Raw genomic sequence first — 10,359 nt, forward strand, 5'->3', positions numbered from 1 at the left:
CTCCGGTCGGGCTACGCCCTCCCTGCGTCACGAGCCCGGCGTAGCCCTCTCATCATGGTCGACGCTCCACTTCCATCCTGTTCGCCGCGCGGCACAGGCCACATTAGATCGGCACCAACCAATCCTGGTAGGTGCTTCCAGTCCTTCTCAGCGATACTGCTTGGTAGCACCCTTGGGAATTGAGCCTCTCGGGGGGCCGCGGTGGTCGGTCTCGCTTATCCAAGGGCGAAGGCTGGCCACCGAAGTTTGCAGCGCGTGGTAGGGATAAGCGCTTCCGGAGGCGTGAGCGCCGAGTCACCGCCGCCAACTTCACTGGCCGCGCGGGCGCGGTAGGGACAGCGTCGGGTTCTCACTCCCGACGGCGCCGAGTCATGTCCGCGTGCCTCCAAGTCCGCGTGTGCGCCGCGGAGTGGAGCAACCATGATGCCAAATTTATTGCCTCGTACGATCTAAAAGAGGCAAGGTCGGACCCGCACGAGCGCTTTCTTACAAATGCGATCGAGTGCGGCTGGTCTCCCGGGAGTTTGGACCATGACGACATTCTATTTGGAGGGTTCATTTGTCGATCAAACGCAAACGGTCGCAGCACTCAACCATCAATCCAGCCTTCGACTCCAACGAGAAAGAGAGACTTGCTAGCAGCTAGGCCACATCTACGACGATTGAAGCTGCTACGTTCCGGTTCTCGTGAATAAGGGAAACTAAGGCGCGGCAGTTGGTCTCCGCGGGTACAGCAAACAGGCCAGCCTACAAGGCGCTGCTCCTTGGAGCCCACCAAATCCGGTAGTTGAGGCGACCGCGGCAGATTTGCAGAGTACGACCCCGTTTATCGATCCCAGGGGCGATGCCGGAGCAAGCTTATGGCAAGCGTTCAGTACTTCGTCACGCGCCATAAAGGCCAGTGGATGGTTGCGCTCAATTGCGAGTACTCCGGCCCCTACGCCACTGAGGAAGAGGCGATCCGCGTCGCGGTCGACGCTGCCCACAAGGAGGGAAAGGTAGGACGCGACGCTCAGGTTCTAGTTCAGGGCCATGACCACAGGTTCAGACACGAGTGGACATATGGCCAGGACCCATACCCACCGTCCGGCTAAATCGGGCTGGCGCTGGCCTTCTGGGCCGATCTCGGACACGGCCCTCAGGTGGTCACCCCGTAGTTTTGCAGCAGCGCCTTCTCGATCGCGGGCAAACAACTTGGCTTTGGCGCGCTGTCGACCAGAAAATGGCTTCGTTCTCGACGTCTTGATCCAGCGCCGAACGCGCTGCGCAGCGGCTCATGAAGAAGCTGTTGAAATACGCCGGCACGCCGCCGCGCGTGATGATCACGGACAAGCTCCGTTCGTACGGCCCTGTGAGGGCGAAGATGGGCTTTCACGTCGAACATCGCCAGCACAAAGCTCTTAACAATCGGGCCGAGATTTCTCATCAGCCGACGCGGCGACGCAAGCCGATCATGAAGGGTTTCAAATCGTCCGATCAGGCTCAACGGTTTCTGTCAGTTCACGATCAATCAGGTCGCGAACCTTTTCCACATCCCCTATCCCGGAGCCGTCACCGCCGACTTCCGTCGTGCTTCGCGCGAGCGAGCCTTTGCGACTTGGCGCGAAATCTCCGCGACAAGCCGAATCTCGAACTGAGAAGCGCCTCCTTCGGCTCGGCGGTCGATTAAGTTGACGATGCCCGACGGTCTCCTGTAATCCAAGAGGCCACAGATGCTCGGACCTCTCGTTTTTCCCCCGACCCAAGCTGTTCTTTCTCTCGGCGATCGTTTGGACCGCACTGACGATGCTGGTCTGGTATGGCTTCGCGAGCAATCTGTTCGAAGCGCCGCAAAAGGCAGGTCGGGTTGGCGACGTTCTCGTCGGCGCCGGCTCTCTGGTTCGACCTCTATTTCGCCGCGTGCGCCGCGATATTTGCGGCTGGCTGGATGTTGGTTGCGCCGCACCCCTGGGCGACGTGGTCGATTCTTGGCTCCGCGCTAATACTGTTCACCTCCTACTTTCAGGTCCAGGTCAGCGTCGCCATCAACAGCTGGTATGGGCCATTCTATGACCTTGTCCAGGCCGCGCTTTCGAAATCGGCGCAAGTGATGGTCCAGCAGTTCTACAGCGAGTTGTCGACTTTTGCCGGCATTGCTCTTGTTGCGGTCGTGTCGGTGTGATGACGCGTTTCTTCGTCAGTCACTACATCTTCCGCTGGCGGACGGCGATGAACGATATCTATGTTGCAAGCTGGCCGCGGCTGCGCGCCATCGAAGGCGCCTCGCAGCGCGTTCAGCAGGACCCCATGCGCTTTGCGAGCGGTCGGATATTCCTTCCAGGCTGCGTTCCGCCACCGCTTCCGCGGCGCGACCAGAGCCTTCGGATGATCCAGCCATCCAGCTGATGGAAGGTATCCCTCCATTGAGGCCGCCTTGTTTGACGGACGCGAGCGCTGCAGGTCCTAGGGGTAATCCTAGCATTACAGTTGCCTTTTTAGGAGATGTCTGAATCTATGGACACCATGATTCGGAGGTCGTGGACGCCAGCAGCGTCGATCGAGGAGACGCTTGCGTTGTGGGCGGCGTCGCTTCCAGAGATCAAGAAATGGATACGTCCGTTGTTCACGCAAGAGAGATGGCGTCACCTTGGCTGGCTGCTGGTCACACAGCCGGCGCAAGTTCTATGAGCTGCATGTTGCAGGAAGCTTGAAAGTGGCAACGGCGACGGTCGAGCGGATGGCGAAGCTCTGGCAGGTCGAGAAGACCATACGCGGTCAAAGCCCCGACGTAGGCGTTGCCGCGCGCCAGCAAGCCTCCACAGCGGTCGTCGCAGATCTCTTCGATCTCTGGCAGCAGACATTGCGGCGGATTTCCGGAAAATCAAAACTGGCTGAGGCAATCCGCTATGCCGTCTCGCGCCGTGCCATCTTCGAACGCTTCCAGACTGATGGTTCGCATCGAGCTCGACTCCAACATCGTTGAACGCGCCATCTGACCACAAACAATTACGAGAAAGAATAGCCTCTTTGCCGGTAGCGACGGCGGCGGACGAACCTGGGCGAACCATCGCAACACTGCTGCAGACAGCAAAGATGAATAACGTCGATCCGTGCGCCTGGCTCAGCCTAACGCCTCAGCGTATCGCCAACGGCTGGCCGAGCGGCGAAATCGACGCGCTTATGCCATGGAACCACGCCGCCTGACGGCCGCAGCTTGCCGCTTACCCTTCGACCGAGTACGTGGCAACGAAGAGTGGCAGACGCTCCGAACGCGTAAGCGCTGGCGGTGCCCATGCCAAGGCAATGGGGGCCAAGCTGGTCTTTGCGAAGCTTGACCGGTTCAACCTCAAACCGGGCTTGCTTCGGTCACCGCTGGCAACCGGCGACCCGGGGTTCTGCAGCGACATTCGTCAGCTTATCGACAGGTAGGCCTGCTAAGGGCAGAACGCTGCCACGTTGACGGCCCTCCGGGACTTATCTGGTCAACGAAATGGCAGGAAGCCTCGCAGCAGTATCGATCCATTTGCGCGTTTGGGCTCGTGTGAACAATGATCATGACACCCGGCCTGCTTCGCGACCTTGAGGAGCGGGGGTATTCTTGTTTTGGCGATGGAGATATTGATGAACACAGGACAGGCTCAGTGGAGTGCAGGTTCTTCCTCGGCCGCTTCTGAAGAGGGGGAGCAGGAAAGTTACCTCAGCGGCTTCAGCCGAGCCGTGGCGGATTTGCTCGAAGCCATGACAGGATATCGGACCCCGGCCTCCGCGCGCGCGCAGTTGCTGGACAACTGGGCGGCCGAAGAGGGGCAGGGCGAAGCCGAGAATCGGCGACAGGGACGCGCACGAATTAGGGGGGCGGACAACACTGGCTCGCACTCGCTGGATTTGTCCTCCCTCTCCCTGACCGCTTTGCCCGCCGCCCTGCCGCCAAGATTGCTGGAACTGCGCGCCAGGCACAACGAGCTAAGCAGCCTGCCCGCTAGCTTCCCACCCGGTCTTCAGCATCTTCTCATTAGCCATAACCGGTTGATCAGTTTGCCGGACGCTCTTCCGGCGACCCTCTCTCGGCTGGAGGTGGCCGATAACAGCTTGACCAGTCTGCCGGCCAACCTTCCGGCTGGGCTCGAGATCCTGAACGCAAGCGACAACCGACTAACTAGCCTGCCGGACGCTCTCCCGAGCAGGCTCACCTCGCTCGCGGTTAGTGGCAATCAGCTGACCGACCTCCCCGACTACCTCCCATCGGGGCTCATTGAACTCGATGTCAGCAGCAATCAATTGGCCGACCTCCCCGCCCCCCTTCCGAGCACCCTCCAATCGCTCAATCTCAGCGGTAACCGGCTGACCAGCCTGCCTGAGGATCTTCTTGAGGGGCGTGTACCGAATCTTAGTCTCAGCTACCCGCATTTGGAGAACCTCGAGTTCGGGGATAACCCGCTGCCGGACGACGTCCTCGCTAATCTGGCGACGGCTGAAGCGCCACCGCAGCTTGCGCAGCAATCTCTATATGAGGCTGCCGCGCAATGGCTCGCAGACGACCCGGCGACGCTGGCCAAATGGCAGCACTTTGCGGATGAGCCAGGCGCCCAGGACTACGCGCAGTTCCTGGAGAGGCTACGAGAGACCGTGAACTACGGCAATGACGAGTTTCGGCAGGCAGTGGCTGATGATCTGCAGCAGGCGGCCGCCAATCCGACATTGCGCGAGCAGTTCTTTGCGCAGGCGTCCGAGGCCAACGCGAGCTGCGAGGATCGTGTCACCTTGCACTGGAATGGTATGCAGACCGCGCGCCTCAACGCTGACGTCGAGGACGGGGTATATGACGATCGGCTTGGCGATCTGATCCAGCGCGGCCGTGTCGCCTTCCGCTTGGAGGCGTTGGACGAGATCGCGCGCGACAGGATCAACTCGCTCGCCAGCGGCAACCCGAACGTAGACGACATCGAAGTCTACCTGGCCTATCAACATCGGCTGCGCGAGCCGCTGGAGCTCAGTCACGTCGCCCCTGACATGCGCTTCCTGGCGGTCTCTCACGTAAGCGAGGATGATGCGACGGAGGCGCTCGACCTGGTCCGGGAGCGGGAAGCAAGCCAGTTCACCGACTTCATGGCAAGCCGCTGGCAACCCTGGGAGACGGTGCTGAGGCGCATCGCTCCAGACGAACATGCAGCGATGCAAGACCGGCTCGTTGAAGCCATGGGCGAAGAGTTCCAAAGCCGTCTGGATCAGCGACTGGCCGAACATGGTCTGGTGGGCGACGTCGATGCCGAGCGGGTGCTCGGAGCCCAAGTCCGAAACCAAATCGCAGGCGAGATCAAAGGCGAGGTCATGCACCGGCTGCTCGCAGAGCGCGGCCTAGAACAATAAGACTTCCCAACAGTCCCGCGGGGATATTCTTCGTTGCTCTGTGGCGCTGCCTCAAGATGGATCCTGCAATCGACATCATCTTTGAGCTGACGATTGCCGATTGGCGCTCGAGCGAGGAGGCTGAGGCGCGGCCCGTTGAGGCAGCACGCATCTACCGCCGTGAAGATCGCACGGTGTGCGGCAGCATGAAATGGTCGGCGCGCAGCCTCATTGCCGATTCCTTGTAAGACGGGATGCCCGGGCCTTCTACCGGGCTGCGGAATGCTCCGCCGGAATTCTGTCGTGACCGCGCGCCGCCTTTGCTTCGTACTCGTCCTCGGGCGAGCGAAATCGACGCGTCAACAACCGGCTTTGATCATCGCGATTGTCGCGGTCGGTCAAGTGCATGCTCTCAGTCGTTTGAACGAGCGGGAGCGCGCGAGCGGATCCATCGGAGAACGCATTGCCGAAGTTTTCGTCTTACTGGCGCACGATTTCATAGGTCACGCCAATGCCACGCGCCGCCAGCACTTCAGCACGTCCTCGACCATGCGCAAGCTTGAGAGGAAGCCGGAAATACAACCAAGCGGCATAGCTGATTACTTCCGGTGGGAAGCGATGGCGGCGATAAAGAGGGGTCCGGGCGGTCGGCGTGCTGGTCGTCACCACCCCCTCGGCGGCTCCAATTCGTTAACTTAACGCCATCCAGAGTCTTCCGAAGCCGTCGACCAGATGTGTCTCGATCAGTCTGCTGTCTTCCTCATTTAGACGGCCCGGCTTGTCGAACAGCGTCAGCGGAATGGTAGCTTCCCGACATCATGGAGCATCGCCGCGAGCCCGAGTCGCCCCAATACTTGCTGGCGAAATAATCAGCGCCGCCGCAGACAATACGTAAGCAGTGCTGAAAGGTGGCCCTCGTGAGCCAATGCGAACACAGGCTTTGAATTTCGCTTTATTTGGCTGCTCGCAACATTGGCGTGAGCGGCGGCGAAGAACCATGTTGTATTTTGCCAATGACCTCGAAGCCGTGGCTTTGATAAAAGGGGATGTGATCGGGATTCGAGCTTTCCAGATAGGCGGTAATGCCCTGCTCATCGCATCGTTGAAGAGCGTATTTCATCAACAATGTGCCAAGTCCTTGTCCGACCCAGTTCGGATCGGCCGCGATGAGAGGCAGGTACCAATGCGGCTCGGACGGATGATGTTCGGCCATTTCCTGCCGCAGGAGCGCCATATCTTCGGTGATCGCCGGGTTCAGGGACAGCGCCATTATTTCGTCTAACGCGGACTCGTCTTGCTGCACGCCAGGCGGCAGCCACAGGGCTGCGGCGCGGATCCCTTCCGTGACGTATGCTGTGCCGTGCTCGAATGCTGGTCCACCAGAGGCGTTAACGAACCGAGGCATGCTCCGAAGATATTGGCCTGCGTCAGGCCAACTCCACCGCATCAATGGATCGGCGGCAAAGCCGAGCACAATTGTCCAGACGGTGCTTGTTCGAATGTTTGCATTCGCACATTTGATATCCGACTCCGCCGGCATAATGTGGGTTCCAAATTTTCTGTCTACCTGTCAGAGTTACGTGGCACGACATAAAGAAGACGTGGCCGATCACCAGATTCCTGATATCGACCGGCTGCACCTGGGTTCTGCCCGCTGATGGTCATGTTCCGTAACGACTCAGAATAGATCCATCGCCCGGCACCGGCTCGCCGTGCTCAGCTTCCGGAGCGCTTTTTCATCACTGCAATCCCTGTGCCATACTGAATGTCGAGCGACGGCATCGTCAACTTAACCGACCGCTGAGCTGAAGGAGGCGCTTCTCAAAGGTTCGAGATTCGGCGATAGCGCTTGTCATGGAGATCTCGCGCCAAGTCGCAAAGGCTCGCTCGTGCCAAGCACGACGGAAGTCGGCAGTCAGGGCTCCGGGATAGGGGATGTGGAAAAGGTTCGAGACCTGATCGTGAACTGACAGAAATCGGTGGGCCTGGAGGAGTTGAAACGCATCATGATCCGCTCGCGTCGTCGCGTCGGCTGATGAGAATTCTCGGCCCGATTGTTGAGAACTTTGTGCTGGCGATGTTCGACCCAAAGGCCCGTCTTTGCCCTCGCAGCGCCGTACGAACGAAGCTTGTCCGTGATCATCACGCGCGGCGGCGTGCCGGCGGATTTCAAGAGCTTCTTCCTGAGCCGCTGCGCAGCGCGCGAGTCTCTTCCGCGCTGGATCAAGACGTCGAGAACGAAGCCATTCTGGTCGACAGCGCGCCAGAGCTAATGTTGTTCGCCCGCGATCGAGATAACGATCTCGTCCAGATGCCATTTGTCACCGCGAGCGGGAGCGCGCTCGCGGACCGATCGGAGAACGCCTTGCCGAATTTCGGTCCCCACTGGCGCACGGCTTCATAGGTCAACAGTGCCACGCGCCTCCAGCATTTCCTCGACTATGCGCAAGCTTAAGGGAAACGGGAACTACAACCAAACGGCATATTGACGCCGCCCCGGTGGGCTGCGCCGACAGACTTTCAGCGGTTGCGCAAAAGTACGGTGCACTGCGTGAGCGGGCTGGTGAGCTCGAAATGACGCTGCAACGGAGCCGGACGGCGCGGTCGCGGCCATCTCGTTTGAGCATTCACGGTCGCAAATCGACGCAGAGCGCGGCCCAACCCAAACAACGTCGACTGGTAGAGAAGCGTTCGCCTGAGCTGAACTTCTTGACGGTGGGGCGACCGCGAGTCACCGGACCCGGATTAACGAAGGTCGTCGAACGGCCCACGAAACCCTCGCCAAGGCGTGGGAGGCGAAATCCGCTGCTGCTGGCGCGTTCCAGTCGGCGAGCGCTCGCTGCGAGGAAGCTGCCGCGGGAATGGAGGCCGCGAAGAATCGCCGCGCTTCAGCCGAAGGGGCCTTCAATATGGCCTGTCAGGATATCGCCCGGTCGCAGGGTCAGGTGTTCCCGCTGATTGCCACCGACCCGGCTGTGTCCAGAGCGCTACGAACACGAACTCAAGAGCTCGACCGAACCGTAAATGATACGGACGCCGCCGTCCTGATGCGTCGGGACGACCTGGAGAGATCGCTGGAAGGGCTGACGCGGAGGCATCGACTGACGCCGTTGCAACCCTGACAACGGAAATCGATGCTCAACGAGCTGCCGATTGGCGTGATGCATGTCCCGGGCGCGGGAATTCAGGACAATCTGGGCGACAAGGCGAAGAAGCTCGGCATCCCGGTCTGAAAATTCGGCGGCGCGTGAGCGCCGCAAATTTCTACTACCCGACTTGAGCGACGAAATCGCGCAACTTTCGCTCCGCTTCCTCCGCCGCCTTCTCTACGGCAGGAAAGATCGTGGCCCACACCTCAGCCAACTCCGGAAACTCCATTCGCGCCTCGGCCGGGTTTCAGCGGTAGGGAAATTTGTCGTACCACGTCACTCTTTCGACGCTTGAGGGTCAGAAGCGCTACGCTTCCGCTTTTCAGTTCAACAGCAGCAGCTGTGAGCGCCAGAACCTCTGAGACACGGCCGCCACTTTGCAATAGCACCGTATAGGAAAGTCGGCGTGCAGGATCGAGCCCTTGTGCCGCGCGACGGAAGCGACGGCGCTCCGGTAGTGTCAGGTATTGTCGAATACCCGATGTCGAAAAATAGAGCGAGCTCTCCGCACAAGGGAGCCGGGGGGCTCGCGGTCGAGCGGACGATTGATTTCACAGATGGTAGATGGACTGCCGCTGTCCTTAAATGAGGAGGGGAAATGTCGCGTCCCGGTAGGATTGATTGCAGTCTGCTCCTTCTTTCTTTGCCACCATAGACCGCAGCACAGGGACAGCTGTGCGATCCGTGCCTACGCTCAGGTGAGAAATGCTGCGGTCTGCGGCCGTCTGGTTCGGCGCGCGTTCAATGTAGCGTCGGTTATGGATACGAGCGCACCGGCGCCGAACGTCGCTGTCGCCAGAACCAGCGGAAGTGTTCTCGCCACTGACAGAGCGACAATACACTCCTGACGTGGTGCCTTGGAAAAAGATGCCCCATGAAAATGGGAGCGCAGTCCCCTGCGCTCCGGTCGTTCTTACCATATACGGAAACGGTCACGCTGCCCGTTGCATCACAGCTGTAGCTCTGATCATCGCTAAAGTTCTGATGACAATATTTGGACTATGGACCGGGATGCCACCCCTTCTTGCGCAGCGTGTTGTCAGAACTTTAACAGAGTCGATTGTCAGCTCTGAAACAATGTCTGACTTCCGACGCTACAAACATTCGTAGAAGACGCAGAGCAGCTGCGATTTTCATCGACACGTCCCTTGCTTGGTTCGCGGACGAACATCTCGGATCGCTTTTCCAGGGGGGGTGCTGAAGGTTGCCTTCTCGCGTGTCGCCACGAGCGCCGTGGTCGTCAGCTTACTCTGAGGCAACATGAAACTAGGCTTCAAGCAATAAGGTCGCGTTGGCTTGGCGTCTCCGCCCTCAGCGGTCGGACTTATCAGACGTGATGCCGACGGCCATTTGTTCTTAGGACATCGAGATTGTCGATCTGCTCAGCAAGGGGTTTATACCCGGACGTCGTTTGGCGAACGCAAGTGACAAGCGTCCGCAAACAACAGGGGCCTTTGGCATGAATGTGGCATCAGGGCTCAGTGCAGGGCGGACATCGGTTAGCATGTGATGCCCCATAACATCGGGGTGAAGGAACTTCTGATGAGGGCCGTATCGATTGAGTTCACTAGTACCCACTTTTCTTGGAACGTGAGTCGTGATTCAAGGTCGGGATGATACCCGAAGCAAGAGAAGTCCACCTTTCGAGGAAAGATCGCAAGGTGCTTGAGGCGTGCTGTCGCTCACCGGTGACGTTGCAGCGCGATTTGAAGCGGGCGCGGATAGTTCTGTTGGCGGCGGATGGGCGCAGCACCCGGTCGATCGCCAAGGAAGTTGGGGTCCAGCCGCGGATTGTCAGCCTTTGGCGGCATCGCTATGCCGACCATGGCCTTGAAGGGCTGCAAGACAAGCCGCGGCCTGGCAAGCAGCCGATCTATACGAAGAC

The 10,359-nt window shown here is 59.5% G+C and carries 5 protein-coding genes and 5 pseudogenes; 7 read left to right on the forward strand and 3 right to left on the reverse strand.

Annotation, left to right across the window (positions count from 1 at the left end; all coding sequences use genetic code 11):
* Positions 1–860 precede the first annotated feature (860 nt).
* The 6 genes and pseudogenes from IQ16_RS47780 to IQ16_RS46270 all read left to right on the forward strand — a co-directional run bounded on the left by IQ16_RS47780 (position 861) and on the right by IQ16_RS46270 (position 5,573).
* Positions 861–1,094 (forward strand): DUF2188 domain-containing protein, encoded by a 234-nt coding sequence (locus tag IQ16_RS47780; RefSeq protein ID WP_018648284.1) that lies wholly within the window; start codon positions 861–863, stop codon positions 1,092–1,094.
* Positions 1,095–1,120: 26 nt separating this feature from the next.
* Positions 1,121–1,669: pseudogene (locus IQ16_RS43975) on the forward strand (IS6 family transposase); the annotation flags it as partial.
* 258 nt (positions 1,670–1,927) lie between these two features.
* Positions 1,928–2,385 (forward strand): annotated as a pseudogene (locus IQ16_RS47785) (SbmA/BacA-like family transporter).
* 226 nt (positions 2,386–2,611) lie between these two features.
* Positions 2,612–3,183, forward strand: a pseudogene (locus IQ16_RS43990) (IS66 family transposase); the annotation flags it as partial.
* A 417-nt stretch (positions 3,184–3,600) separates the two neighbouring features.
* On the forward strand, positions 3,601–5,346 hold the full coding sequence (gene nopM / locus IQ16_RS43995; protein ID WP_026312873.1) for a T3SS effector NEL-type E3 ubiquitin ligase NopM: 1,746 nt from the start codon (positions 3,601–3,603) through the stop codon (positions 5,344–5,346).
* 56 nt (positions 5,347–5,402) lie between these two features.
* The gene (locus tag IQ16_RS46270; RefSeq protein WP_018648285.1) at positions 5,403–5,573 is read left to right on the forward strand and encodes a hypothetical protein; all 171 of its coding nucleotides are present in this window, start codon (positions 5,403–5,405) and stop codon (positions 5,571–5,573) included.
* 170 nt (positions 5,574–5,743) lie between these two features.
* On the opposite strand, the pseudogene IQ16_RS44000 reads toward IQ16_RS46270, so the two are convergent.
* The 3 genes and pseudogenes from IQ16_RS44000 to IQ16_RS44015 form a co-directional block, all read right to left on the reverse strand.
* Positions 5,744–5,991, reverse strand: a pseudogene (locus IQ16_RS44000) (IS6 family transposase); the annotation flags it as partial.
* 286 nt (positions 5,992–6,277) lie between these two features.
* Positions 6,278–6,865, reverse strand: a complete 588-nt coding sequence (locus IQ16_RS44005; RefSeq protein ID WP_018648286.1) for a GNAT family N-acetyltransferase — start codon at positions 6,863–6,865, stop codon at positions 6,278–6,280.
* A gap of 249 nt (positions 6,866–7,114) precedes the next feature.
* A pseudogene (locus IQ16_RS44015) lies at positions 7,115–7,939 on the reverse strand (IS6 family transposase).
* Positions 7,940–10,087: 2,148 nt separating this feature from the next.
* Here IQ16_RS44015 and IQ16_RS44030 point away from each other — a divergent pair.
* Positions 10,088–10,359: helix-turn-helix domain-containing protein (locus tag IQ16_RS44030; protein WP_145832209.1), on the forward strand; the 272-nt coding region annotated here is incomplete at its 3' end.

Origin of the sequence: Bradyrhizobium huanghuaihaiense, from assembly GCF_007830635.1 — a bacterium.
In the GTDB taxonomy this organism is placed as follows: Bacteria; Pseudomonadota; Alphaproteobacteria; order Rhizobiales; family Xanthobacteraceae; genus Bradyrhizobium; species Bradyrhizobium huanghuaihaiense.

Bases quoted from the DNA above. Each gene is read 5' to 3' on its own strand.
- IQ16_RS47780 (WP_018648284.1), top strand. From the start codon at position 861: ATGGCAAGCGTTCAGTACTTCGTCACGCGCCATAAAGGCCAGTGGATG.
- nopM (WP_026312873.1), top strand. From the start codon at position 3,601: ATGAACACAGGACAGGCTCAGTGGAGTGCAGGTTCTTCCTCGGCCGCT.
- IQ16_RS46270 (WP_018648285.1), top strand. From the start codon at position 5,403: ATGGATCCTGCAATCGACATCATCTTTGAGCTGACGATTGCCGATTGG.
- IQ16_RS44005 (WP_018648286.1), bottom strand. From the start codon at position 6,865: ATGCCGGCGGAGTCGGATATCAAATGTGCGAATGCAAACATTCGAACA.